Genomic DNA, 24,662 nt, shown 5'->3' on the forward strand with positions numbered 1-24,662 from the left:
GCTTCAGCCGCGGCGCGGTGCGGCCGCGGCGTCGAGCGCCAGACCGGCCAGTTGCGCCAGATGCAGCAGCGCGTCCTGGGTGCCGGCCGGAAACGGCGGCCGTGACGGTGCGCGATCGATGTAGAGCACGCCGACCACCTGGTTCTGCGCGTGCAGCGGCACCAGTATCTGGTGCCGCTCGCCCAGCGCAGCACGCAGGCGGGCCACCGAGGGCAGCCCGGGTGCGGGCACGTGGTCGGCATCGATATCGATGACGCGGCCGTGATCGACCAGTTCGGTCAGCGCGTCGCGCGGCGCGCCGGCGAGCAGGAAGGTGAAATGTCGCATCAGCTGCTGCGCGCCGTGACCTTCGGTCGCGCGCGCAGCCAGTTGCGCACGGTTGGGCGCGACCAGCGCGAGCACCGCGCGATCGGCACCCAGCGCACGGCCTGCGCCTTCGAGCGCCAGATCGAGCACCGCGGTGCTGGCCGAACGGGCCGCCATCAGTGAGGTCATGCGGCGCGCGACATCCAGTTGCAGCAGCGGATCGGCCTCGGCGCCGTCGCCACCCTCCGCCGGCGCAGCATCGGATGCCGGTGTCGGCTGAGGAATGCGCGCTGCCGCGTCCTCGCAACCGTAGAAGCCGGCGATGCGGGCCGCCTCGCGAGCGTGCGCGGCGACCACCGGTGCGACGGTGGTGATGTCCTGCCGCAACACCCTGGCGTAATCGCGCATCGCCCCGCGTGCGCGTTCGCTGTCCCAGCCGCCCTCGGCCGCCACGGCAAGCCGGTAGCCGGCGACCACCAGCGCCTCGCGGCTGTCCAGCCGCACGCCGTCGGCGCAGGCGTTCACGACCAGGCCGGGCAGCGCCCATTCGCGCGCCAGCTGCTGTGTCAGCGTGCGCAGGCGAAAGCCCAGCACCTCCATCTCGACCTGTTCGGGCTGCGCCTTGCTCTGGCGCAGTGCCTTGTCCAGTTTCTGCCCGACCTCGCCGGAAAAGCACCAGAACGCCATCTCGCCGATGTGCGACAGCAGCGTCGCGATGAACACTTCTTCGGGCGACGCGTCGCCGCGCGCCGACGCGGCGTGCCGCGCATGTACCGCGGCGTGGAAACAGCGCGCCATCTCCGCCGCCACGCGCTCGCGCACGCCGCCGGCGAGAAAGGCGTCGATCAGCGCGACCGATACCGCGATATTGCGCACCGTGTCGAAGCCGAGCACGACGATGGCGCGCGAAATCGTGCTGACGCGCTGGCTTTCGCCACGGAAGAAAACTGAATTGGCCATCCGCAGCACGCGTGCGGTCATGCCGGCGTCGCGCAGGATGATGGTACCGAGCGCGGAAGTCGGACTCGCCTCGTCGCCCGCGACCTCGCCGATGGCGGCGAGCGTGGCGCTGAAGATGGGCATGTCCTGGCTGCGCAGGCGGTCCACCCAGGCTTCGAGCGGATCGGATGCGGTGGCGGTGGGTGCGCTCATGGATGGGTGCGGGACACAAAAATTGACATCATGTCCCGCTAACGGCGCGCCACAGCGAATTCTTGAGGCAGAGCCCGAGGCAGCGTGCGAGCGGCCGGCGCACCTGAGCAGGCGCCACCGGCCGTACCGGGCTTACTTGACCAGCAGCACCGGGCGGTTGGAATGGTGCAGTACGCCGCTGGCCACCGAGCCGAGGGCAAAGCTGGCGAGCGCGCCGTGACCACGACGGCCCATCACGATCATTTCGCAGTCGTGCTGTTCGGCGTAGCGGGCGATGGTTTCCGCCGGCGGGCCGACGTGCAGGTGCAGCACCGGCTCGATCTTCGCGTTGCGCAGGGTTTCCAGCGCCGAGCGCACGGCGTCCTGCCCTTCTTCGCGGTAGTAGTCGTTCAGCGCTTCACGGCTGACGTGGTGCTGCAGCAGGCCGCCCGGTACCGGGGCGTGCACGAACAGCAGGTGGATTTCGGGCTGAGTGGTCAGCATGGCGGCAAGACGCAGCACTTCGGCCGTGGCGCGCACGCCATGATCGGAACCGTCTACGGCAAGGAGGATACGCATGGTGTTCTCGACACTTGTTATAGGAAGGTGTCTAAGTATGGCAGATGAGGCCGTTCCACAGCCCGTCGCCGAGCGTGGATGCCCGCGCCAGACCGACGATGCCGAAGCCGAGCACCAGCAGCCCGGCCACTCGCCGCAGTGCCGGATGACGCGTCGCCGCACGCAGCCGGGTCAGCAGCATGCCGGCCAGCAGCAGGTTGGGCAGCGTGCCCAGACCGAAGGCCAGCATGATCAGTGCCCCGCTGCCGGGCGAACCCGACAGCAGCGCCAGTCCGAGCATGCTGTAGACGAGACCGCAGGGCAGGAAACCCCAGAACAGACCGACGCCGAGCGCATGCGCCGGCGTGCGCGCCGGCAGGAAGCGCCGCGCCAGCGGCTGGATGCGCGCCCACAGCGGCCGCCCCAGAGCCTCGACCGGCGCCAGCAGGCGCGTGTAGCCCGCCAGATAGAAACCGAGCGCGATCATCATCAGGTTGGCGAGCACGTAGAGCGTCATCTGCACCGGCGCGGCATTGCCGGCCAGCAGACTGACGCCGCCGACACCACCGGCCACCGCACCGGCCAGCGAATAGCTGGCGATGCGCCCGCCGCTGTAGGCCGCGTGCATCGCCAGTGCGGGCAGCTGGGCGCGCCAGCCGCGACGCACCGGCTGTGGCGCGCCGGCCGAGATTGCCGACACGATGCCGCCGCACATGCCGGCGCAGTGCACGCCGCCGAGCAGGCCGACGACGAAAACAGCTGCCAATCCGAGGTTCATTGAAGGTCCGGTGGAAAACGGGCGCCGGTCGGTCAGACCGCCGGCTCACACCACCTTAGAGTAGCGCACCGTTTCGCTGTCGAGACGCAGATAGCGGTCGAACACCATGCAGACCGCGCGCACCAGCAGACGCCCACGCGGCGTGATGGCGATCCAGTCCGGCTCGATGGTCAGCAGACCGGCCGCTTCGAGCTCCGCCAGCTCGTCCAGCTCCGCCGAAAAGTACTTCTTGAAATCGATGGCGTACGCGCTTTCTATCGCTTCGATCGACAACTCGAAGTGGCACATCAGCGCACCGATCACGGCGCTGCGCACGCTGTCGTCGGCGGTCATGTTCAGACCGCGCATGACCGGCAGTTCGCCGTCGTCGATGGCCTGGGTCCAGCTCTCTATCGTCCGGTGGTTCTGCGCGAAGCTCGCACCGACGCGGGAGATGGCGGACACGCCCAGACCGAGCAGGTCGCAGCCGGCGTGCGTCGAATAGCCCTGGAAGTTGCGCTGCAGGCGGCCGTGCCGCTGCGCCTGCGCCAGTTCGTCGTCCGGGCGGGCGAAATGGTCCATGCCCACATGCACATAGCCGGCCTCGTGCAGCCGGTCGATCGCCAGGCGCAGCAATTGCGGCCGCACTTCCGGGCCGGGCAGCATGGCTTCGTCGATCCGCCGCTGCGGCATGAACTGCTTGGGCAGGTGGGCGTAGTGATAGATCGCCACGCGGTCCGGCGCAAGCCGGATCAGCGTCGCCAGCGTCGCATCGAAACTGTCCAGAGTCTGGCCCGGCAGGCCATAGATCAGATCCACACCGGTCGACACAAAGCCGTTCTCGCGGGCCGCGTTCAGCACGATTTCGGTTTCTTCGACGCTCTGGATGCGGTTGACCGCCCGCTGCACGACAGGGTCGAAATCCTGCACGCCGACGCTGATGCGGTTGAAACCGAGCGAACCGAGGTGTGCAATGCGGGCCGCAGTGACGCCGCGCGGATCGAGCTCTATCGAGCACTGGGCGCTGTCGGACACGCGGAAGTGCGTGCGCAGGCCCTCGATCAGCCGTGTCATCTGCGCGTCATTCAGGAAAGTGGGCGTACCGCCGCCGAGATGCAACTGGGCGATCTCGCGGCTGCCCTTGACCAGCGACGCCTTCATCGCCATTTCGCGCAGCAGCGTGTCGAGATAGGCGTCGGCACGCGCGTGATCCTTGGTGATGATCTTGTTGCAGGCGCAGTAGTAGCAAATCGTGTCGCAGAACGGGATATGGACGTAGATCGACAGCGGACCGGCGCTCGCCGTGCGCGCCGCGAGACGTGCGGCATGAGCCCGCGCGTCGTGCGAGAAATTGAAACGATCGGCGGTGGGGTATGAGGTGTAGCGCGGCCCCGGTACGTCGAAACGACGCATCAGCTGCGGGTCGAACACCAGTTCCTTTGCGACATTCATGATTTATTGGCACACTTTGCGGTATGTTCATCATGCAAGCACGGCCATCACCGTGCATTGATCGCAATCAATGAACAGCGTATCGATACCGATCACCCCGCAGGGACTTCAGGTCGCCTGCTCTGCCTGCAACCTCCGCGAACTGTGCATGCCGGTCGGCCTGTCCGACGACGAGCTGGAACGCGTCGACACATTGATCGGTGCCCGCCGCAAGATTCCGCGCGGCATGCCGCTCTACCTGTCGGGCGAATCCTTCCAGTCGCTGTACGCCATCCGCACCGGTTTCTTCAAGACCGAAGTCATCTCGGAGGATGGTCGCGAACAGGTGACCGGCTTCCAGATGGCGGGCGAACTGATGGGGCTGGACGGCATCGGCTCCGGCCAGCACAACTGTGACGCGCGTGCGCTGGAGGACAGCGAGGTGTGCGTTATCCCGTTCAATCGTCTGTCCGAACTGTCGCGCGAGATCGACACGCTGCAGCACCACTTTCACAAGGTGATGAGCCGCGAAATCGTGCGCGATCAGGCGGTGATGATGCTGCTTGGCACCATGCGTGCCGAAGAGCGCCTGGCCGCCTTCCTGGTGAACCTGTCGCAACGCTTCGCCTCGCGCGGCTATTCGGCGACCGAGTTCAACCTGCGCATGACGCGCGAGGAAATCGGCTCCTATCTGGGTCTGAAGCTGGAAACGGTCAGCCGCGGCCTGTCACGGCTGCAGGACGAAGGTCTGCTGTCGGTCAGCAACAAGAACATCCGCATCCACAAGCTGGACGACCTGAAGCGGGCCATGAGTCCGCGCTGCTGAGCTTCAGGATGCAAGATGAAAGTCAGGGGCGCCGCAAGGCGCCCTTTTCGTTTCGGACGGTTGCAGGTGCGAAGTCCGGACCGCGACGTTCGTCCGGGCTTCCCTGCATCTTGCATGTTGCCTCTCGGCGCTTGAAACCTTCACCGACATGATTGGGTGAAGGCTTCAAGCACCGCATCCGCCGCATCGTCGCGCAGGCAGTCGATGCGCTGGTCGATCTGCATCGAGCGCAGCCAGGTGATCTGCCGCTTCGCCAGCTGGCGCGTCGCGTAGATGCCGGTGTCGCGCATGGTCGATGCATCGACTTCGCCTTCCAGGTAGTTCCACACCTGCCGGTAGCCGACGCAGCGCATCGACGGCATGCCGGCCTCCAGCCGGTACTTCGCGCGCAGGCTGCGAAGCTCGTCGACCAGGCCCTGTTCCAGCATCTGGTCGAAGCGCTGTTCGATGCGCCGGTGCAGCCAGGCGCGATCCGATGGTTCAAGCGACAGCACGGTCATCGGCGGCAGCGGCGCGTCGTCCTCACGCTTCGCATAGCTCTCGGCCAGCGGCCGGCCGGTCAGCATGACGATCTCGAGTGCGCGCTGGATGCGCTGCGCGTCGGTCGGCTTGAGACGGGCGGCGGCATCGGGATCGAGCCGGGCAAGTTCGGCGTGCAGTGCCGGCCAGCCCTGCTCCGCCGCGCGCGCGTCGATGTCGGCGCGCAGTGACGCGTCGGCTTCCGGCAGATCTGACAGTCCCTCGCGCAAGGCCTTGATGTAGAGCATGGTGCCGCCGGCCAGCAGCGGGATGCGGCCGCGCGCGCGAATGTCGGCGATCAGGCGGCGGGCGTCAGCGGCGAAGCGCGCCGCCGAGTAGGCCTCTTCCGGCGACACGATGTCGATCAGGTGGTGCGGGCACAGCGCCTGTTCCTCGGCGGAGGGCTTGGCGGTGCCGATATCCATGTCGCGGAACACCAGCGCCGAATCGACGCTGATCAGTTCGATCGGCAGCACGCGCGCGATGCGGGCGACCGCCGCCGTCTTGCCACTGGCGGTCGGGCCGAGCAGCACCAGTACGGGCGCACTCATCGGCCGCGCATGAACAGGCGGTCCAGTTCCGCCATGCTGAGCTGGACCCAGGTCGGCCGGCCGTGGTTGCACTGGTCGGCGCGTTCGCAGGCTTCCATGTCGCGCAGCAGCGCATTCATTTCCGGCAGCGAAAGCAGCCTGTTGGCACGTACTGCGCCGTGGCAGGCCATGGTGGCCAGCAGTTCGTTGCGCCGGCGCTCCACCACCTGGCTGGCCGGCGCCTCGCGCAGTTCCTCCAGCAGTGCACGCAGCAGCGCACCGGTGTCGGCACGCGCCAGCAGCGCCGGCACCGCGCGCACCATCACTTCGTTCGGGCCGGCCTGACCGATGTCGAAACCCAGCCGCTCCAGCACGTCGGCGTACTCGAAGGCGGTCGCCACCTCGCGCGTGCTCATCGACAGCACGGCCGGAATCAGCAGCCGCTGCACCGCCGGCGCACCCTCGAGCACCTTCTTCAGCTGCTCGTACAGGATGCGCTCGTGCGCGGCGTGCATGTCCACCAGCACCAGGCCGGCACTGTTCTGCGCCAGCACGTACACGCCCTGCAGCTGGGCCAGTGCAAAGCCGAGCGGCGGCGCGTCGTTCTGCTGCGCCGGCAGGTCGGGGCGCAGCACCGGGGCCGCCGAGGCGGCGACCGGCGCGTCCTGGCGGACGAAGTCGAAGTAGCGCGCCAGCGGCTGTTCGACATTCATGCCCTGCTGCAGGGAGGGCCATTGCGGGCGCTCCGGCAACGGCTCGAACGGCGACGACGGCGCGACGGCTGCGGCCACCTGTGTCGACGGCGCCAGCGCGCGTTCGACCGCGTGGAAGACGAACTGATGAACGCCACGCGAATCGCGGAAGCGCACTTCGGTCTTGGCCGGGTGCACGTTCACGTCGACTGCGCGCGGATCGAGTTCGATGAACACGACGTAGGCCGGGTGCCGTGCGCCATGCAGCACGTCGGCGTAGGCCTCGCGCAGCGCGTGCGCGAGCAGGCGGTCGCGCACGAAGCGGCCATTGACGAAGCAATACTGTGCGTCGCGCCCGGAGCGCGAGAAAGCCGGCTGGGCCGCGTAGCCGCTGACGCGGATCTGGCCGGCGTCGGCCTCGACCGGGCGCGCGTGCTGCATGAATTCATCGCCGAGCAGCGCACGTACGCGGGTCGCCATGTCGCCCGCCGGCAGGCGCTGCATCAGTCGGCCGTTGTGCATCAGCTGGAAGGCGACCTGCGGCACAGACAGCGCGATGCGGCCGAACACGTCGTCGCAATGGCCGTACTCGGTCTGTTCGGTGCGCAGGAATTTCCGCCGCGCCGGCGTGTTGTAGTAGAGGTCGGCAACATCGACCACGGTGCCGGCGTCGAGCGCGGCCGGCTCCGGCGAACCGCCGTTGTCGATACGCCAGGCGTGCGCGCTGCCCGCTTCGCGGCTGGTGATGGTCACACGCGCAACGCTGGCGATCGACGCCAGCGCTTCGCCGCGAAAGCCCATCGTGGCCACCGCTTCCAGATCGTCGAGCGAGGCGATCTTCGACGTCGCGTGGCGGGCGAGCGCAAGGGGCAGGTCTTCCGGCGGCATGCCGCAGCCGTCGTCAGCCACCCGCAGCCGCTTGACGCCACCGGCTTCGAGCTGCACGCGTATATCGCGACTGCCGGCGTCCAGGCTGTTTTCCAGCAGTTCCTTCAGCACCGACGCCGGCCGTTCGACCACCTCGCCGGCGGCAATCTGGCTGATCAACAGGTCGGGCAACAGGTGAATCGAGGGCATGGCGGCGCGCAGAAGGTATTCGGTGCGCGATTTTACGGGCCGCAACATGCATCCGCTATCATCGCCGCTCGATTTCAGCCGGCCTCGCCATGGAACTGCTCACCACCTTCGTCGACCTGATGCTGCATCTGGACACCCACCTCGCGGCATTGGTGGCGCAGTACGGCGCCTGGGTCTACGCCATCCTGTTCGCCATCGTGTTCTGCGAAACCGGTCTGGTGGTGACGCCCTTCCTGCCCGGCGACTCGCTGCTGTTCGTCGCCGGCGCACTCGCCGCGGCAGGCGGCATGCACATCGGACTGCTCATCGTGCTACTGGTGATTGCCGCGGTGCTGGGCGACGCGGTGAACTACGGGGTCGGCGCCTGGTTCGGCCCCAAGGTGTTCCGCTGGGAAAGTTCGCGCTTCTTCAACCGCTCGGCCTTCGACCGCACGCATGCCTTCTACGAGACGCACGGCGGCAAGACGGTGATCATCGCGCGCTTCATGCCACTGATCCGCACCTTCGCGCCCTTCGTGGCCGGCGTGGCGCGGATGCGCTACGCCCGCTTCGCGATGTTCAACGTGACCGGTGCATTGCTGTGGGTGGTGTCGCTGACGCTGGCCGGTTACTGGTTCGGCAACCTGCCCTGGGTGAAGCAGAACCTGACGCTGGTCATCCTGGCCATCATCGCGATATCACTTGCGCCAGTGGCAGTGGCCTGGGTGAAGTCGAAAGTGTCCGGCGCGTCGAATCCGGCAGCCTGATCCGCGGCCAGCAGGCCTCGAGCGCGATGCAGTAGCGCTCAGCGCCGGCCACGATGACGACGACGCCGGCACGCTGCACGTCGGCCAGCAGATGTTCGGCGCGTACGCTGGCCATGCGCTGGTCGGTACGGCCGAAAACCGTGTCGGCGCCTTGGCCGAGGTGCAGATAGAGCAGCGCCGAATGTTCGCGCGCCTGCTGCAGCGACGGGCGCCACTGTTCCGAAGTGATCGGCTCGTCGTTGGCCGCTTCCAGTTCGACCCGCATCAGAGGCTGGTCGCGCAGCCGCGCCAGCGCCATCGCCAGCGCGTCGCACTGCACGTCCTGACCGCCGCAGATCAGAACACCGCCGTGACCGGCGCGCGCCAGCGTGCGCAGCAGCCGGCCGAAACGGCGGCTGCCTGCCTTCACACCGGGTGCGCGCACCCTTTCAAGCGGTTCCATCTTCATGGCGGTTTCGGCTCTTTCGGGGCCCTTCGCGGGCGGCTTTCCGCAACTGCGGCGATCCGCCACGAATGGCCCGGGTTGTCGTACGCTGTCGGTCATGAACGCTATGACAGCCTGCAAGCCGATTGTGCGCGCCCTGTGTTGCGCCGCGATAGCCAACTTGGTCACAGGCTGTTCGGGCGCGGGTCAGAAACCCGCGCCAGTGGCCGATTCCATGCATCCTAAACAGATTGTTAAAAGTGACATCGACCGGGTTCTGGAAGCGCATCACAGGGAAATATTCGCCAGCCTGGAGCGTCTGGCCGACAAGTTGTACAAGCGCAATCCGCGCGAGTGGCGACGCGCCGGACTGGACAGCCGCGAAGCGGCGATGGCCCGGCTGTTCGCCGCGCAGCACGACTGGCGACTGCCGGAGTTCGACAACCGTCGCGGCATCGACGTGATGCGATTGGCCTTTGCGCCGGATTTCGCCGGCGACCGGGTGGCCGCGCTCATCATTGGCATGGGTGGCATGATCCAGACCGCCTGGGCCGACCGCAGCGAACTGTTCATCATGGACGAACTCGATCCGCAGGCGCTGTCGAACTGCGCGCGCAATATCGAAATCTCCGCCTGGAAGCTGGCGCAGTCGCGCGATGATCTCGGTGCCCCACTCCTGCTGTCGAACGAGATCGGCATCGACGGCATGCGCAATCTCAGTTTCGAGCGCGAAATGGGCAAGATGATCGGCTGGCTGGACATGAGTGCGCAGATCGTCGCCGACAAGAATCGCCGTGTCGTCACCCGCATCCTGCAGTCGCTGGCGACCGCCGTCTTCCTGCCGGTCAGGTAGTGCAGACAGCGGCTGGGCGATAATCCGGCCTTCACACCCGATCTTCGCCTCCGTCACCGAAACCGAATGAAATCCGTCGTCATCCTGATCTCCGGGCGCGGCAGCAATATGCGCTCCATCGTCGAAGCGGGCCTGGCCGCCAACGTGCGTGCCGTCATCAGCAATCGCCCGGACGCTGGCGGCCTCGCCTACGCACGTGAACACGGCATCGCCACCGCGGTGGTCGATCACACGCAACACCCGGATCGCGCCGCCTTCGACCACGCGCTGGCGCAGGAAATCGACCGCCACGCACCGGATCTGGTGGTGCTGGCCGGCTTCATGCGCATCCTGACACCCGGTTTCGTCGAGCACTACGCCGGCCGCATGATCAATATCCACCCCTCGCTGCTGCCCGCCTTCACCGGCCTGCACACGCACCGGCGCGCGATCGAGGCGGGTTGCCGCATCGCCGGCGTGACCGTGCATTTCGTGACCGGCGAACTGGACGGCGGCCCCATCATCGCCCAGACCGCCGTACCGGTGCTCGCCGGTGACGACGAGACGACGCTGGCCGCGCGCGTGCTGGCGCAGGAACATCTGCTCTATCCGCGTGTGGTGCGCTGGTTCCTCGAAGAGAGGCTGACGCTGCAGCACGGTCGCGCCGTACTGCGCGACGAAGCGACGCCGGCCGCTGGCGCGCTGACCGCCCCGGGTGCGGATGACTGAGCCGCTGACCCGTTCGCGACTGGCCCTCGCGCTGCTCGTTTCGCTGCTGCTGCACCTGTTGCTGGCGGGCGGACTGAGCAGCTTCGACCACCGCGCCGGACCGGACGAATCGCTGCTCATCCGTGCCGCCCTGGTGCCGGCGCCGCTGCCGCCCCCCCTACCGGTGCCGGCGCCCGAACCCGAGCCCGCGCCGCCGCCTCCACCGCCGAAGCCCGAGCCCAGACCGCCACGTGAGCCACGCGAGCTGGCGCCGACACCCCCCGAGGCGCTGTCCGACGGGCAGGCCGACCTACCACCTCAGGTTGGCAACACTGAAGACGCGGAGTCCGACAGGCCGCGGACGCCGGATGAACCCGAGCGCGATGAAAGCGACGAGCCCGGGCGCGATGCAGCGGTGGACGATACGCAGGAGGTGTCGCCGCAACAGGCCCTGGTCGGCGAGGCCAGGCTGGAATTCGAGGTCTATCGGGGCGACAGCCTGCGCATCGGCGAAACCCGCTATCACTGGGTACATGACGGCACGCGCTACCGGATGGACACGGTGACCGAAACCACCGGACTGGCCGGCCTGCTCAAACCGCTGCGCATCGAGCAGTACAGCGAGGGCGACGTCGGCAGCGACGGTCTGCAGCCGCGGCGCTTCGTACAGGATTCGAAACAGGCCAAACCGCCGGACGAACAGGTCGATTTCGACTGGACGGCCAGTCAGGTTATGCTGCGCAGCGGTTCGAAGACGACGACGCACGCACTGACGCCGGGTTCGCAGGACATGGCGAGCCTGTGGCTGGAAATCATCTGGCGCGCGCAGCGGGGCGGCGAGTTCGACTTCAACGTGGCGACCGGCCGCCGCTATACGCCGCGCTGGTTCGTGCCGGACGACGCGCCGACCGGACTCGATACCGCGCTCGGGCGCCTGCTGGTCAAGCGCCTGCAGGTACGCGCCCAGCCCGGCGACAACCAGATCGAAGTGTGGCTGGCGCCCGACCTGCGCTGGCTGCCGGTGCGCATCCGCTTCACCGACCGCAAGGGCGACGTGTACGACCAGCGCGTGCGCCGCATCGAGTACGAAAACCGCAGCATCGTCGCCGCGCCGGTCACGGCCGCGCCCGGCGCCGCGCCACCCGCGTCCGACCAACGCCAGACCGATTCAGACATTCCCATATTCCTGCGATGAAACCGAACGAGAAACTGATAGACGCCACCGCCGACGTACTGACCCGGCTGCTGCGCTTCGAACACCCGGCCGACGGCGTACTGTCCGCTTACTTCCGCGAGCAGCGCGCGCTGCAGTCGCGCGACCGCGCCTTCATCGCCGAACACGCCTACCTGGTGCTGCGCCGCCTGCGCTGGCTGCGCGCGATCGCCGGTGAGCACGCCGGCGCGCGCAAGCTGCTGATCGCCGCGATGGCGCGCATCGAGGGGCTGGGTCTGAAGCAGCTCGCGCCGCTGGTGTCGCGCAACGAAGCACAGTGGCTGGAAACGCTGGCGCCAAGCAAGGCGGAGGAGCTGTCGCTGGGCGAACGCACCGACCTGCCGGACTGGGTGATCGAGCGGCTGTCGGCGCAGATGGACGAAGCGGCGCTGCTGTCGCTGGCGCGCGCGCTGAACCAGCAGGCGCCGCTGGACCTGCGCATCAACCTGATGAAGTCCGACCGCGAGGCGGTCATGGCGACGCTCGCCAACAACGGCATCGTCGCCGAGCCGGGCCGCTGGTCGCCGTGGGCGCTGCGCCTGACCGAGCGCCCGTCGCTATCGAAGAACCCGCTGTACGAGAAAGGCATCATCGAGGTGCAGGACGAGGGCAGCCAGTTGCTGGCCCTGCTGCTGGCACCCAAGCGCGGCGAGATGGTGGTCGATTTCTGCGCCGGCGCCGGCGGCAAGACGCTGGCCATCGGCGCCATGATGCGTTCGACCGGCCGCCTGTACGCCTTCGACGTGTCGGAGAAACGGCTGCTCAAGATGCGTCCGCGCGTGGCGCGCTCCGGGCTGTCCAACGTACACCCGGTACTGATAGACAGCGAGTCCGACATCAAGGTGAAGCGGCTGGCCGGCAAGATCGATCGCGTGCTGGTCGATGCCCCCTGTTCCGGTCTTGGCACGCTGCGCCGCAACCCGGATCTGAAGTGGCGCCAGACGCCGCAGGCGGTGACCGAACTGATCGCCAAGCAGCGCGCCATCCTCGCCGGTGCATCGCGACTGGTGAAGCCGGGTGGCCGGCTGGTCTACGCGACCTGCAGCCTGCTCGACGAGGAGAACCGCGGCGTCGTCGACGACTTCCTGTCGTCTCACCCGGATTTCGTCCGCGTGCCGGTGAATGAGCTGCTCGCCGCCGCCCGCATCGAACTCGACACCGGAATCGACCTCGAACTGCGGCCCGACGCGCACGGCACCGACGGCTTCTACGCGGCGGTGCTGGAGCGCCGCGGCGCCGACGACAAGAAGGAGGACAAGAGTGAGGAGTGATCTGCGCGGCGCGCTGTTCGCCGCAACGATGCTGGCGGCGATGCCGCTCAGCGCCGGTCGCACGCTGCCTGCCGAGGGCAAGGTCGAGGTTGCGTTCGCCCCCTGGGACGACGTCGAACGGCTGGTGATGGACCAGATCGACGGCGCCCGCCAGGCGGTCTATGTGCAGGCCTATACGCTGACCAGCCGCAACATCGTCAAGACCCTGATCGCTGCCGCCGAGCGCGGGGTCAAGGTCGAGGTGGTGGCCGACCGCGACAAGGTGCTGAAGGACGAGCGCAGCGCGCTGCCGCGTGCTGCCGGCAACGGCGTGAAAGTATGGCTGGACGGCGACCACGCGGCCGCCCACAGCAAGGTGATGATCATCGACCCGGACGGCAAGGAACCGGTGGTGGTCACCGGCTCGTACAACTTCAGCTACTCGGCGAAGAGCGAGAACGCGGAGAACGTGATGGTGCTGAGCGGCCATCGCGCGCTGGCGCAGACCTATCTGGAGAACTGGAAACGCCACCGCGCAAAATCGATGAGCTTCGCTGACGCGGTAGTGCAGACCCAGGCGAAGGACGCGGCAGCTCAATGACGGAAATTTCGTTCGACGCGCTGATGCACATGCTGTCGCTGAACAGCACGCGCATCGAGCTTGCCGTGGTGGCCGCCTGTCTGGCGCTGGCCGGCCTGATCACTCGCCTGCTGATCCGGCGCCAGCGCCGGCAGGCGGGCATTGAAACACTGGGCGCCACCGCCCGCCTCGGGCTTGAAGGACTGCAGCGCCTGCTGTTCCCGCTCGTGGGCATCGCCCTGCTGTCGATTGCCCGCGTCGTGGTCGAACTGCTGCAGCAACCGCCGGTGCTGATGCGCCTGGTCATCGCCATGCTGGTCGCGATGGGCGTCATCCGCCTGGTCGTCTACGGACTGCGCCAGGTGTTCTCTCCGGCCGGCTGGCTCAGCACCTTCGAATTGCTGATCGGCCTCACCATCTGGTCGGCCTGGGTGCTGCACGCGCTCGACATCCTGCCGGAAGTGATCGAATGGCTGGACAGCCAGCAGGTCGCGCTCGGCAAGCAGAAGCTGTCACTGTGGGCACTGATGCAGGGCGGCGCCTGGGTGCTGGTGACGCTGATCGCCGCCGTCTGGCTCTCCGGTTCGGTCGAACGCAAGCTGATGCGCGCGCCGCTCGACAGCAATCTGCGCATCGTGCTGGCGCGGCTGTCGAAGGTTGCGCTGATGTTCCTGGCGCTGATGATCACGCTGCCGCTGGTCGGCATCGATCTGACCGCGCTGTCGGTGTTCGGTGGCGCGCTCGGTGTCGGCCTCGGCTTCGGTCTGCAGAAGATCATGGCCAATTACGTGTCGGGCTTCATCATCCTGCTCGACCGCTCGATCCGCATCGGCGACCTCATTTCGGTCGGCACTGACCGCGGACAGGTGCAGCAGATCACCACCCGCTACACGGTGCTGCGCAGCCCGTCGGGCGTGCAGTCCATCGTGCCGAACGAAACGCTGATCAGTTCGGTCGTACAGAACGAGGGCCTGTCGGACCGCGAGGTGCGTGTGGCGATTTCGGTCCAGGTCGGTTACGCCGACGACGTCGAGCGGGCGCTGGTCATACTGGAAGAATGCGCCCGCGCGCATGAGCGGGTGCTGTCCGAACCGGTGCCGCGCGCCTTCCTGCACTCCTTCGGAGATTCCGGCATCAATCTGGAACTGGGCTTATGGATAACCGACCCGGAGAACGGTACGCTGGGCATACGCTCGGCCGTCCAGCTCGAAATCCTGCGCCGTTTCCGTGCCGAGGGGATTGAAATACCCTTCCCGCAGCGCGAAATAAGAGTACTTGGGGACACAGGCAATGTTGCATTGTGTGACGCCAAGGCTTGACGCTGCGCAAATTGACCGCTAGCCACTCTCGCGTAGAATCCGCATCTTCAAATCGTGTATCAAGGGAAATCCTGAATGTTGAATGGTCTTATCGACCTGCCCTGGTGGGGCTATATCGTCGTCGCGCTGGTGTTCACCCACATCACCATCGCGTCGGTGACGATTTTCCTGCACCGCCACCAGGCACACCGTGCGCTTGAGCTGCACGCCATTCCCAGCCACTTCTTCCGCTTCTGGCTGTGGCTGACGACCGGCATGGTCACCAAGGAATGGGCAGCCATCCACCGCAAGCACCACGCCAAGTGCGAGACGCCCGAAGATCCGCACAGCCCGCAGGTCCTCGGCATCAAGAAGGTGCTGTTCGAAGGCGCCGAGCTGTACCGCGCCGAAGCGAAGAACAAGGAAACCATGAGCCGCTACGGTCATGGCACGCCGGACGACTGGCTGGAGCGCAATCTGTACACCGGTCGCTCGGCGCTGGGCATCAAGCTGATGCTCGTCATCAACGTGCTGCTGTTCGGCCCGCTCGGCCTGACGATCTGGGCCGTGCAGATGGCCTGGATCCCGATCTGGGCGGCTGGCGTCGTTAATGGTCTGGGCCACTACATCGGCTACCGGAACTACGACTGCAACGACGCGGCAACCAATCTGGTGCCCTGGGGCATCATTATTGGCGGCGAGGAACTGCACAACAACCACCACTCGTTCGCGACCTCGGCCAAGCTGTCGTCGAAGTGGTACGAATTCGACATCGGCTGGATGTACATCCGCATCCTCGAAATCCTCGGTCTGGCCAAGGCCAAGAAGACCATTCCGCAGCCGCGTTTCGAAGCGCGCAACGTGGTCGACACGCAGACGCTGGAAGCCATCATCACGCACCGCTACGACGTGATGACCCGCTACATGAAGTCGCTGCGCTCGATCTACGCCGAGGAAGTCGAGAAGCTGCGCGCGTCGAACGCCGCACTGGCCGACGGCGAACGCTACCAGCGCTTCAAGCGCTGGCTGAACCGCAGCGAGAACGCGCAACCGACCAGCGACGACGCCGAAATGGCTTCGATGCTGTCGCACAGCAGCCGTCTGGAAACGGTGCACACGATGCGCCAGGAACTGACCGCACTGTGGGCACGCTCAACCGCGTCGAGTGAGCAGCTGCTGAAGCAGTTGCAAGACTGGTGCGCGCGCGCCGAAGCCAGCGGCATCAAGCAACTGCAGGACTTCTCGATGCGTCTCAAGTCTTACGCGATCTGATACGCATTCGCTGCACCCTGGAAGCCGGAAGTGCGTCGCACTTCCGGCTTTTTACTTGGATCAAACCAAATGGGCGGCTTACCCTCAAAATAGTGTTCGGTTAGCCGATAGAATTTGCAGGAGCCATGCAGTGGAGCACGGCCGGACACCGTGGCGGTGCCGGCCAATAACAACGAGAAGGAGTCAAGGATGTTTCGCCACGTACTCGTACCGATCGATGGTTCGGATCTTTCCAAGGCCGCAGTCAAGCATGCCGTCTGCTTCGCCAAGGACGTGAAGGGTCGCGTCACTTTCCTGTACGTGATGAAGGACTATCACGTATCGGCGCTGCACAGCGAGCAGGACGAGGAGAACATCGACCCGATTGCACCGAACGACTTCACCGACGCGATGCGCACCCACGCCGACCGCATCCTGCAGTCGGCACGCGCCGAGGCGGAAGCCGATGGTGTTCAGGTCGACAGCATTGCCGTGACCCATGACGAGCCGCACAAGGCCATCATCGAGGTCGCGCTGAAGCGCAACGCCGACGTGATCTTCATGGCGTCGCACAGCCGACGTGGTCTGGCCAACCTGCTGCTGGGCAGCGTGACGCAGAAGGTGCTGTCGAATTCGAAGATTCCGGTGCTGGTCTATCGCTGAGCGACGCGACGCCGACCGGCGGAAAAGGACGGGGATGCCGGCAACGGCATCCCCGTTTTCATTTGCGGCCGACGCAGCGGTCGGCGCAGGCGGGCATCTTCTCCGCCATCCACGACGAAATGAGGCTGGACGCGCCGGCCACGCACCAGAAGCCGAAGAAGCCTATGGTGTAGGTCGCCAACGGCGAGAAATGCACTGGCTCGCCGAGCAGATACAGCTCCCGCGGATTGATCAGGCTGAAGAAGATGGTCTCCGCGACCGCGGCAACCAGGAAGGACGGCCAGGACACCAGTGCGAACAGGCGCCCGAAACGTCCGGGCACGCGCCGCGTCTCGACCTCCTCGATCTCGATTTCCCTAGCCACCGCTCGCCTCCACCGTCAGCGACTGCTGCACGCGCCAGCTGCGCGCCTCGTCCTCGATCACCAGCTTCCAGTGGGTCGGCTGCAGGGCACGCACGACGCCGCCGAAATGCCCGTCCCGCCCGTCGAACAGCAGTTCTCGGTCGAGTTCGCTGCGTGTCGGGTGCGCCAGCAGCACGCGCAGACGCGCCGGCATCGCGGTCGCATCGGCCATGCGCAGAGCCAGATCGAAGCGGGTGTCATCGGCGCCGGCCGGCGTTGCCGACACGGACAGTTCGACCCCGAGTTCGGTCGCCTTGCGCTCGCGCTCTATCGTGCGATTGATGGCCAGGCCCTGCTTGTAGTAATCGTCGGCGACCAGCGCGGTATTGCCGGTCGCAGCCAGCCAGGTGGTGATCACGCCGGCAATGATGACGGTGACCGGCCCGGCCGCAAGTATCCACGGCCAGCGATGGCGGTACCACGGCAACTGCATCGATGCGTCGTTGTTCATGCGGCTTACCTCGGCTGCAGGAAGGACGTCTTCTCATGCACGCGGACATCCGGTGCATCGACGGCCTGCAGGTTGAAATAGATTTCGTGGGAGCCCGGCTGCAGGGCTTCGGCATCGACCTGCACCCGTGCGGCGATGTCGCGCGACCCGGCCGCTTCGACCTCGATTTCGCGCAGGTCGGCGATGGCCGCACCCGGCAGACCTTCGACCTCGAGCACGTAGCGCCGTGCGACTTCCGAGGTGTTCATGATGCGCAGCCGATAGACGTTCTCGATCTTGCCGCCCTCGACTTCACGCGCCAGCGTGGCGCGGTCGCGCAGCACGTTCATCTTGACCGGCGTACGGGTGAACAGTGCCCAGGCAAAACCGGACACGATGACGGCCAGCAGCGTGGTGTAGAGGATGACGCGCGGTCGCAGGATATGCGCCATCACCTCGCGCCAGCCCTCGTGCGCCGGCTTCTTCGCCAGCAAGGTGCGTTCGGTGGTGTAGGCGATCAGTCCGCGCGGGCGGCCGACCTTGTCCATCACCTGGTCGCAGGCGTCGATACAGAGCGCACAGCCGATGCACTCGTACTGCAGGCCGTTACGGATGTCGATGCCGGTCGGACAGACCTGCACGCACCAGTCGCAATCGACGCAGTCGCCGACCACCTGCCCCTCGCGCGCCTTCTTCTTGTTGCCGCGCGGCTCGCCCCGGTTCGCGTCGTAGCTGACGATCAGGGTGTCGGGATCGAACATGACGCCCTGGAAGCGGGCATACGGGCACATGTACTTGCATACCTGCTCGCGCATGTGACCGGCGAACACGTAGGTGAAGGCGGCGTAGAAGAACATCCAGAACGCCTCCCACGGACCGAGCGACCAGGCGGCGATCTCGGACGCCAGTTCGCGTATCGGCGTGAAGTAACCGACAAAGGTGAAACCGGTCCACAGGGCCAGCGCACCCCAGGCGCCAAACTTCGCAGCGCGCAGACCGAGCTTGCGCGCACTCATCGGCGCCGCGTCCAGCTTCATGCGGGCCGAACGGTCGCCCTCGATGTGCCGCTCTATCCACATAAAGATTTCAGTGTAGACCGACTGCGGACAGGCGTAGCCGCACCAGACACGCCCGGCCACTGCGGTGACCAGGAACAGTCCGAGCGCGCTGATGATCAGCAGCAGCGCGAGGAAGAGCACGTCCTGCGGCCACAGGACGATGCCGAAGATGTAGAACTTGCGCTCGACCAGATGGAAGAGCACGGCCTGTCTGTCATTCCAGGGCAGCCAGGCCAGGCCGTAGAACACGATCTGCGTGATCCACACCATGGCCCAGCGTACGTTGTTGAAGCGCCCCTTGATGCTGCGCGGCTGGATCTTCTTGCGCGCCGCGTACAGATCTCCCTCATCCGACGACACATCGGTGATCGGAATCACCCGCGCCGCCCGCTTTACTTCGTTACCGGACGTACTGTCGCCGGGAGAGGGATTTGAAGCCATTTACTTCGCTCCACCCGCGTTGTTCGACAGGCCCCAGACGTAGGCGGCGACCAGATGGATCTTCTTGTCGCCAAGCAGTTCGCCGTGCGCCGGCATATGGCCATTGCGCCCCTTGGCCACCGACTGCAGCACGATTGCTTCGGTGCTGCCGTACAGCCAGATGCCGTCGGTCAGGTTGGGCGCACCCACCATCTGGTTGCCCTTGCCGTCGGCGCCATGGCAGGCCGCGCAGTTCGCACCGAACACCGCCTTGCCGCGCTGCACGCGCACGCCATCCGCCGCCATGCCCGACAGCGAGCGCACGTAATGCACCACGTCGCGCTGCTGCTCGCCATCGAGGATGGCGCCGAAGGCCGGCATCGCACCGTTGCGACCATTGACCAGCGTGGCCTTGATCGCCTCGGGCTCGCCGCCATACAGCCAGTCGGCGTCGGTCAGGTTGGGGAAGCCGCGCGAACCGCGTGCGTCGGTGCCGTGGCACTGGGCGCAGTTGTTCAGGTAGAGACGTTCGCCCATGGCGCGTGCTTCAGGATCGGCCGCCACTTCCTTCACGTCGAGACCGGCGTAGCGCTCGAACAGCGGCGCCACCTTGGCTTCGGCCTCCTTCACTTCCTTGTCGTAGGCGCCGGTGGACGACCACGCAAGCTTGCCGCCGAAGTTGCCCAGGCCCGGGTAAGCGGCCAGATAGACGATGGCGAACACGATGGTGATCCAGAACAGCCACACCCACCAGCGCGGCAGCGGGTTGTTCCACTCGGCCAGCGTTTCGTCCCACTGATGACCGTGCAGTTCGACCTGTCCCTTAGGACGGGCGCCACGGTTGGACAGGATGATGAAGGCACAGAACGCGATACTGGCGACGACGAGCACCACCACGTACATGTTCCAGAAGTCGTTGATGAAGTCGCTCACTTTTGTTCTCCGGTTTCGGTGTGCGCGCGATCGTCGTCGGCGAAGGGCAGCATCGCTGCCTCGTTGTGGGCGCGCTGCGCGCCCGGACGCCAGGCCATGATCACGATGGCGACGAAGCAGGCGAAGCCCGCGACGGTGACTGCCGAGCGCAGTGCGTTGATGTCGAGTTCCATGACGGGCTCCCTCAGTTCACACGCTTGATCGCGGTGCCCAGACCTTGCAGGTAGGCAATCAGGGCATCCATTTCGGTCTTGCCCTTCAGTTCGGCCGCTGCGCCCTTCATCTGCTCTTCGGTGTAGGGCGTGCCGACCACGGTCAGCGCACGCATGCGCTGCTCGATGGTGCTGGCGTCGACCGGACGCTCGAGCCAGGGGAAGGCGGGCATGTTGGATTCCGGCACGACATCGCGCGGATTGATCAGGTGCACGCGGTGCCACTCGTCGGAGTAGCGACCGCCGACGCGGGCCAGATCCGGGCCGGTACGCTTGGAGCCCCACTGGAACGGACGGTCATAGACGAACTCGCCAGCGACCGAGTAGTGGCCATAGCGCTCGGTCTCGGCACGGAACGGACGGATCATCTGCGAATGGCAGTTGTAGCAGCCTTCGCGCACATAGATGTCGCGACCGGCCAGTCGCAGCGGGCTGTACGGCTCGACGCCTTTGACCGGTTCGGTGGTCGAGTGCTGGAAGAACAGCGGAACGATTTCGACCAGACCGCCGATGGCGATGGTGATCACCGTCAGGATCGCCAGCAGGCCAACGTTGCGTTCGATTGCTTCGTGTTTGGATGCAGCCATGATGTCTTTCTCCAGTGATCAGGCGTGCGCGGCAGCAGGCGCCACCACCGGTGCGTTGTACGGCTTCTGGCCGGCGATGGTCTTCCACACGTTCCAGGCCATGACGAACATGCCGGACAGGAAGAGCGCGCCACCGAGGAAGCGGATGAACCAGAACGGATAGCTGGCCTTAACGCTCTCGACGAAGGTGTAGGTGAGCGTGCCGTCGTCGTTGATGGCGCGCCACATCAGGCCCTGCATCACACCGGCGATCCACATCGAGGCGATGTAGAGCACGACGCCGAGGGTGGACATCCAGAAGTGGATGCTGATGGCCGGCACCGAGTACATCTTTTCCTGGCCGAACAGGCGCGGGATCAGATAGTAGATCGAACCGATCGAGATCATCGCCACCCAGCCCAGCGCGCCCGAATGCACGTGGCCCACGGTCCAGTCGGTGTAGTGCGACAGCGCATTGACCGTCTTGATCGACATCATCGGACCTTCGAAGGTCGACATGCCGTAGAAGGACAGCGAGGTGATCAGGAACTTCAGGATCGGATCGGTGCGCAGCTTATGCCAGGCGCCCGACAGGGTCATGATGCCGTTGATCATGCCGCCCCAGCTCGGTGCCAGCAGGATGAGCGAGAACACCATGCCCAGCGACTGCGTCCAGTCCGGCAGCGCGGTGTAGTGCAGGTGGTGCGGACCCGCCCACATGTAGGTGAAGATCAGCGCCCAGAAGTGCACCACCGACAGGCGGTAGGAATACACCGGACGTTCGGCCTGCTTCGGCACGAAGTAATACATCATCCCGAGGAAGCCGGCGGTCAGGAAGAAGCCGACCGCGTTGTGACCGTACCACCACTGCACCATGGCGTCCTGCACGCCCGCGTAGGCCGAGTAGGACTTCCAGAAGCCGGCCGGGATGGCGGCGCTATTGACCAGGTGCAGTACCGCGACGGTCAGGATGAAGGCGCCGTAGAACCAGTTCGCGACATAGATGTGCGAGGTGCGGCGCTTTGCGATGGTGCCGAAGAACACGACGGCGTAGGCCACCCAGACCAGGGTGATCAGCACGTCGATCGGCCACTCGAGCTCGGCGTACTCCTTGCCCGATGTGTAGCCCAGCGGCAGCGTGATGGCGGCGGCAACGATGACGATCTGCCAGCCCCAGAACACGAATTCCGCCAGCCACGGCGCGAACAGCCGTGTGTGGCAGGTGCGCTGGACGACGAAGAACGAAGTCGCCATCAGCGCACAGCCGCCGAAGGCGAAGATGACTGCGTTGGTGTGTAGCGGCCGCAGTCGGCCGAAGTGGAACCACTCGCCGACGTTCAGTTGCGGCCAGACCAGCTGGGCGGCAATGACTACGCCGACCAGCATGCCCACGATGCCCCACACCACCGTCATCAGTGCGAACTGCCGCACCACCCGGTAGTCGTAGGTGCCGTGAACGGACCCCATTGCTTCTGTTTTCATTTTTGCCTGCTCCCACATTGAAATTGCACCGCCACGCCCGCATGGGCGCACGCACGCATGATCCGGCCCGAAGGTTATGTGCTCGCCTGCTACCGGGTCTTGACCCACGTCAAGCGGCCTATCGTTTCACCGTCTTTCACCGTTACCGCGCGCGCACCGATGCCGGCCGCATTTTCCCGCGCAAAATGATATTGCACCCTGATCGAATTACGAGCAGAAATTCGATCAAATCAATTTACGGAATGAATTTCCGCGCTTATCATTCGATTTCCTCAACCCATGGAGACAACGCAATGTCCGGTCAGAGCTACGACGAATTGATGGCAAAAATCGCGGAACTGCAGCAACAGGCAGAAGCAGTGCGCCGGGCGGAGCTCGAAGCAGTCATTTCGGACGTGCGTGCCAAAATCAAGAAATACAATCTGTCGGCCTCCGATGTCGGCCTTGCCGGCGGTGCAGCGCGTCGCTCGGGTCGTCCGGCTGCTGCAGCCAAGGTGAAGATCGCGCCCGGCAAATATCGCAATCCGGCCACCGGCGAAATCAAGGAAATTGGTGCTGCCGGCCGCAAGCCGGGTTGGCTTGCAGCGATGAGCGCCGACGAACTTGCTGCCGCCCGCGTGTCCTGATCTCGATTCGGTCGCGCACAAAAAAGGCACCGCAAGGTGCCTTTTTCATTCATTGCTTCCGCGCCGCGGCCTCTTCCTTGAGCGCCCTGCGCAATATCTTTCCGACATTCGTCTTCGGCAGTTCGCTGCGGAATTCAACGTGACGCGGAATCTTGTATGCGGTGAGCTGGGTCCGGCAGTGGGCGATCACCGCATCGGCGGTCAGCGTCGCGTCCCTGCTGACGACGAACACCTTCACCACCTCGCCCGAATGCTCGTCCGGCAGCCCGATCGCACAGCACTCGAGCACGCCGGCGCAGGCGGCGACGACGTCCTCGACCTCGTTCGGATAGACGTTGAAGCCCGACACCAGAATCATGTCCTTCTTGCGGTCGACGATGCGTACGAAACCGGTCTCGTCGACCGTGGCGACATCGCCGGTGCGCAGGAATCCATCGGCCGTCATCACCTGTGCGGTTTCCGCCGGACGACGGTAGTAACCCTTCATCACCTGCGGTCCGCGCACGCACAATTCCCCGGTTTCACCCGGCGGCACCTCCCGCCCCTCGTCGTCACGTATCGATATTTCAGTAGACGGGACAGGCAGCCCGATCGAGCCGTTGAATTCCTTCTGATCCGGCGGATTGATGCACACCGCCGGCGAGGTTTCGGTCAGGCCGTAGGCTTCGATCAAGGGCTGACCGGTGATTTTCTTCCAGCGTTCGGCGACCGCGCGTTGCACCGCCATGCCGCCGCCCAGCGAAACGCGTAATCCGGAGAAATCGAGCTGGGCAAAATCCGGATTGTTCAGCAGCGCATTGAACAGCGTATTGACACCGGTAATTACGGTGAAGCGGTATTTCTGAAGTTCCTTGACGAAACCCGGAATGTCACGCGGATTGGTGATCAGTATGTTGGTCGCGCCGAGCTTCAGAAATACCAGGCAATTCGCGGTCAGCGCAAAGATGTGATACAGCGGCAATGCCGTGATGACGATCTGCGGCCCGCTCACGAAGGGCTGTATCCAGGCATCGGCCTGCATCATGTTGGACACGATGTTGCGATGGGTGAGCATGGCGCCCTTGGCCACACCGGTCGTACCGCCCGTGTATTGCAGGAAGGCGATGTCTTCGTGCACGACATTGACCGGATTCAGCGTGTGCCCCAACCCCAGCTTGATCGCCTCGTTGAAGCGGACCGCCGACGGCAGGTCGAAGGACGGCACCATCTTCTTCACGTGGCGCACGACCAGATTGACGATCCAGCCCTTGGGCGCTGGCAGCAGGTCGCCCAGCGCGGTGACGACGACGTGGCGCACCGACGTGCGCTCGATCACGCGCTGCAGCGTGGAAGCGAAGTTCTCCAGCACGACGATGACTTCCGCACCGCTGTCGTTGAGCTGGTGTTCGAGCTCGCGCGGCGTGTACAGCGGATTGCAGTTCACCACCGTGTAGCCGGCACGCAGCGCGCCGAACATGGCCACCGGGTACTGCAGCACATTGGGCATCATGATCGCGACGCGCGACCCCGGCGCGAGGCCGAGCACCGACTGCAGGTATGCCGCGAAGGCGGCACTGAGGCGGTCAAGTTCGGCGTAGCTGATGGCCTTGTCCATGCAGACATAGGCATCGCGCTCCGCGAACTCCCGGCAGCTGCGCTCGAACACCTCGCCGACCGACATGAACTCCGACGGATCGATCTCGGCCGGAACACCCTTGGGGTAGCTTTTGAGCCACACCTTCTCCATTACCGCCTCCTCGC

At 65.6% G+C, this 24,662-nt stretch carries 26 protein-coding genes; 11 read left to right on the forward strand and 15 right to left on the reverse strand.

Annotation, left to right across the window (positions count from 1 at the left end):
* Positions 1 to 3: 3 nt before the first annotated feature.
* The 4 genes from WJU27_RS10840 to hemN all read right to left on the reverse strand — a co-directional run bounded on the left by WJU27_RS10840 (position 4) and on the right by hemN (position 4,204).
* On the reverse strand, positions 4 to 1,458 hold the full coding sequence (locus WJU27_RS10840) for an HDOD domain-containing protein (protein WP_304004145.1): 1,455 nt from the start codon (positions 1,456 to 1,458) through the stop codon (positions 4 to 6).
* A gap of 132 nt (positions 1,459 to 1,590) precedes the next feature.
* A complete protein-coding gene (locus WJU27_RS10845; RefSeq protein ID WP_020163680.1) occupies positions 1,591 to 2,016 on the reverse strand; it encodes a universal stress protein in 426 nt (141 codons plus the stop codon).
* A 31-nt stretch (positions 2,017 to 2,047) separates the two neighbouring features.
* A complete protein-coding gene (locus tag WJU27_RS10850) occupies positions 2,048 to 2,773 on the reverse strand; it encodes a sulfite exporter TauE/SafE family protein (protein ID WP_341422127.1) in 726 nt (241 codons plus the stop codon).
* 45 nt (positions 2,774 to 2,818) lie between these two features.
* Positions 2,819 to 4,204, reverse strand: coding sequence for an oxygen-independent coproporphyrinogen III oxidase (hemN, locus tag WJU27_RS10855; RefSeq protein WP_341422128.1), 1,386 nt, complete (start codon positions 4,202 to 4,204; stop codon positions 2,819 to 2,821).
* Positions 4,205 to 4,274: 70 nt separating this feature from the next.
* Between hemN and fnr the strand changes: the two genes are divergently transcribed.
* On the forward strand, positions 4,275 to 5,009 hold the full coding sequence (gene fnr / locus WJU27_RS10860; RefSeq protein ID WP_019919345.1) for a fumarate/nitrate reduction transcriptional regulator Fnr: 735 nt from the start codon (positions 4,275 to 4,277) through the stop codon (positions 5,007 to 5,009).
* Between the two features lie 140 nt (positions 5,010 to 5,149).
* Here fnr and miaA read toward each other — a convergent pair whose 3' ends face one another.
* Positions 5,150 to 6,079, reverse strand: coding sequence for a tRNA (adenosine(37)-N6)-dimethylallyltransferase MiaA (gene miaA / locus WJU27_RS10865; RefSeq protein WP_341422129.1), 930 nt, complete (start codon positions 6,077 to 6,079; stop codon positions 5,150 to 5,152).
* Positions 6,076 to 7,827, reverse strand: coding sequence for a DNA mismatch repair endonuclease MutL (gene mutL / locus WJU27_RS10870; protein ID WP_341422436.1), 1,752 nt, complete (start codon positions 7,825 to 7,827; stop codon positions 6,076 to 6,078). The genes miaA and mutL overlap by 4 nt, the downstream gene beginning before the upstream one ends.
* A gap of 89 nt (positions 7,828 to 7,916) precedes the next feature.
* On the opposite strand from mutL, the gene WJU27_RS10875 reads away from it, so the two are divergent.
* Positions 7,917 to 8,573, forward strand: coding sequence for a DedA family protein (locus WJU27_RS10875; RefSeq protein ID WP_304004135.1), 657 nt, complete (start codon positions 7,917 to 7,919; stop codon positions 8,571 to 8,573).
* Here the strand turns inward: WJU27_RS10875 and WJU27_RS10880 are convergent.
* Positions 8,494 to 9,021, reverse strand: a complete 528-nt coding sequence (locus tag WJU27_RS10880; protein WP_304004133.1) for a hypothetical protein — start codon at positions 9,019 to 9,021, stop codon at positions 8,494 to 8,496. The genes WJU27_RS10875 and WJU27_RS10880 overlap by 80 nt on opposite strands.
* Positions 9,022 to 9,232: 211 nt before the next feature.
* Here WJU27_RS10880 and WJU27_RS10885 point away from each other — a divergent pair, with 211 nt between their 5' ends.
* The 8 genes from WJU27_RS10885 (at position 9,233) to WJU27_RS10920 (ending at position 16,792) form a co-directional block, all read left to right on the forward strand.
* Positions 9,233 to 9,850 (forward strand): hypothetical protein, encoded by a 618-nt coding sequence (locus tag WJU27_RS10885; protein WP_232415970.1) that lies wholly within the window; start codon positions 9,233 to 9,235, stop codon positions 9,848 to 9,850.
* 66 nt (positions 9,851 to 9,916) lie between these two features.
* Entirely contained in the window at positions 9,917 to 10,558 is a 642-nt protein-coding gene (gene purN, locus WJU27_RS10890; RefSeq protein WP_341422130.1) for a phosphoribosylglycinamide formyltransferase, read from the forward strand.
* Entirely contained in the window at positions 10,551 to 11,732 is a 1,182-nt protein-coding gene (locus WJU27_RS10895) for a DUF3108 domain-containing protein (protein WP_341422131.1), read from the forward strand. The genes purN and WJU27_RS10895 overlap by 8 nt, the downstream gene beginning before the upstream one ends.
* Positions 11,729 to 13,021: an RsmB/NOP family class I SAM-dependent RNA methyltransferase gene (locus tag WJU27_RS10900; protein WP_341422132.1), complete on the forward strand. Its 1,293-nt coding sequence runs from the start codon at positions 11,729 to 11,731 to the stop codon at positions 13,019 to 13,021. The genes WJU27_RS10895 and WJU27_RS10900 overlap by 4 nt, the downstream gene beginning before the upstream one ends.
* Positions 13,011 to 13,601 (forward strand): phospholipase D family nuclease, encoded by a 591-nt coding sequence (locus WJU27_RS10905; protein ID WP_020163668.1) that lies wholly within the window; start codon positions 13,011 to 13,013, stop codon positions 13,599 to 13,601. Before WJU27_RS10900 ends, WJU27_RS10905 begins: the two co-directional genes overlap by 11 nt.
* Entirely contained in the window at positions 13,598 to 14,899 is a 1,302-nt protein-coding gene (locus tag WJU27_RS10910; protein WP_296809518.1) for a mechanosensitive ion channel family protein, read from the forward strand. Before WJU27_RS10905 ends, WJU27_RS10910 begins: the two co-directional genes overlap by 4 nt.
* Positions 14,900 to 14,974: 75 nt before the next feature.
* Complete coding sequence (locus WJU27_RS10915) at positions 14,975 to 16,150, forward strand: DesA family fatty acid desaturase (protein ID WP_020163666.1); 1,176 nt, start codon at positions 14,975 to 14,977, stop codon at positions 16,148 to 16,150.
* 189 nt (positions 16,151 to 16,339) lie between these two features.
* On the forward strand, positions 16,340 to 16,792 hold the full coding sequence (locus tag WJU27_RS10920) for a universal stress protein (RefSeq protein ID WP_019919357.1): 453 nt from the start codon (positions 16,340 to 16,342) through the stop codon (positions 16,790 to 16,792).
* A gap of 58 nt (positions 16,793 to 16,850) precedes the next feature.
* Here the strand turns inward: WJU27_RS10920 and WJU27_RS10925 are convergent, their stop codons facing one another.
* From WJU27_RS10925 to ccoN, 7 genes are all read right to left on the reverse strand, one after another.
* Positions 16,851 to 17,156: a hypothetical protein gene (locus WJU27_RS10925; protein ID WP_020163665.1), complete on the reverse strand. Its 306-nt coding sequence runs from the start codon at positions 17,154 to 17,156 to the stop codon at positions 16,851 to 16,853.
* Complete coding sequence (locus tag WJU27_RS10930; protein ID WP_341422133.1) at positions 17,149 to 17,646, reverse strand: FixH family protein; 498 nt, start codon at positions 17,644 to 17,646, stop codon at positions 17,149 to 17,151. The genes WJU27_RS10925 and WJU27_RS10930 overlap by 8 nt, the downstream gene beginning before the upstream one ends.
* Positions 17,647 to 17,651: 5 nt before the next feature.
* Positions 17,652 to 19,061: a cytochrome c oxidase accessory protein CcoG gene (ccoG, locus tag WJU27_RS10935; RefSeq protein WP_341422437.1), complete on the reverse strand. Its 1,410-nt coding sequence runs from the start codon at positions 19,059 to 19,061 to the stop codon at positions 17,652 to 17,654.
* Positions 19,062 to 19,124: 63 nt separating this feature from the next.
* Positions 19,125 to 20,036 (reverse strand): cytochrome-c oxidase, cbb3-type subunit III, encoded by a 912-nt coding sequence (gene ccoP, locus WJU27_RS10940; RefSeq protein ID WP_020163662.1) that lies wholly within the window; start codon positions 20,034 to 20,036, stop codon positions 19,125 to 19,127.
* The gene (locus WJU27_RS10945; protein WP_020163661.1) at positions 20,033 to 20,209 is read right to left on the reverse strand and encodes a cbb3-type cytochrome oxidase subunit 3; all 177 of its coding nucleotides are present in this window, start codon (positions 20,207 to 20,209) and stop codon (positions 20,033 to 20,035) included. The genes ccoP and WJU27_RS10945 overlap by 4 nt, the downstream gene beginning before the upstream one ends.
* An 11-nt stretch (positions 20,210 to 20,220) precedes the next feature.
* On the reverse strand, positions 20,221 to 20,835 hold the full coding sequence (gene ccoO / locus WJU27_RS10950; protein ID WP_341422134.1) for a cytochrome-c oxidase, cbb3-type subunit II: 615 nt from the start codon (positions 20,833 to 20,835) through the stop codon (positions 20,221 to 20,223).
* 18 nt (positions 20,836 to 20,853) lie between these two features.
* On the reverse strand, positions 20,854 to 22,281 hold the full coding sequence (gene ccoN, locus WJU27_RS10955; protein WP_304011301.1) for a cytochrome-c oxidase, cbb3-type subunit I: 1,428 nt from the start codon (positions 22,279 to 22,281) through the stop codon (positions 20,854 to 20,856).
* 56 nt (positions 22,282 to 22,337) lie between these two features.
* On the opposite strand from ccoN, the gene WJU27_RS10960 reads away from it, so the two are divergent.
* Entirely contained in the window at positions 22,338 to 22,922 is a 585-nt protein-coding gene (locus WJU27_RS10960) for an H-NS histone family protein (RefSeq protein WP_341422135.1), read from the forward strand.
* Positions 22,923 to 22,971: 49 nt separating this feature from the next.
* Here the strand turns inward: WJU27_RS10960 and WJU27_RS10965 are convergent, their stop codons facing one another.
* Entirely contained in the window at positions 22,972 to 24,648 is a 1,677-nt protein-coding gene (locus WJU27_RS10965; RefSeq protein ID WP_341422136.1) for a long-chain-fatty-acid--CoA ligase, read from the reverse strand.
* Positions 24,649 to 24,662 lie beyond the last annotated feature (14 nt).

Origin of the sequence: Methyloversatilis sp. NSM2 (assembly GCF_038066675.1) — a bacterium.
Classification (GTDB): Bacteria; Pseudomonadota; Gammaproteobacteria; order Burkholderiales; family Rhodocyclaceae; genus Methyloversatilis; species Methyloversatilis discipulorum_A.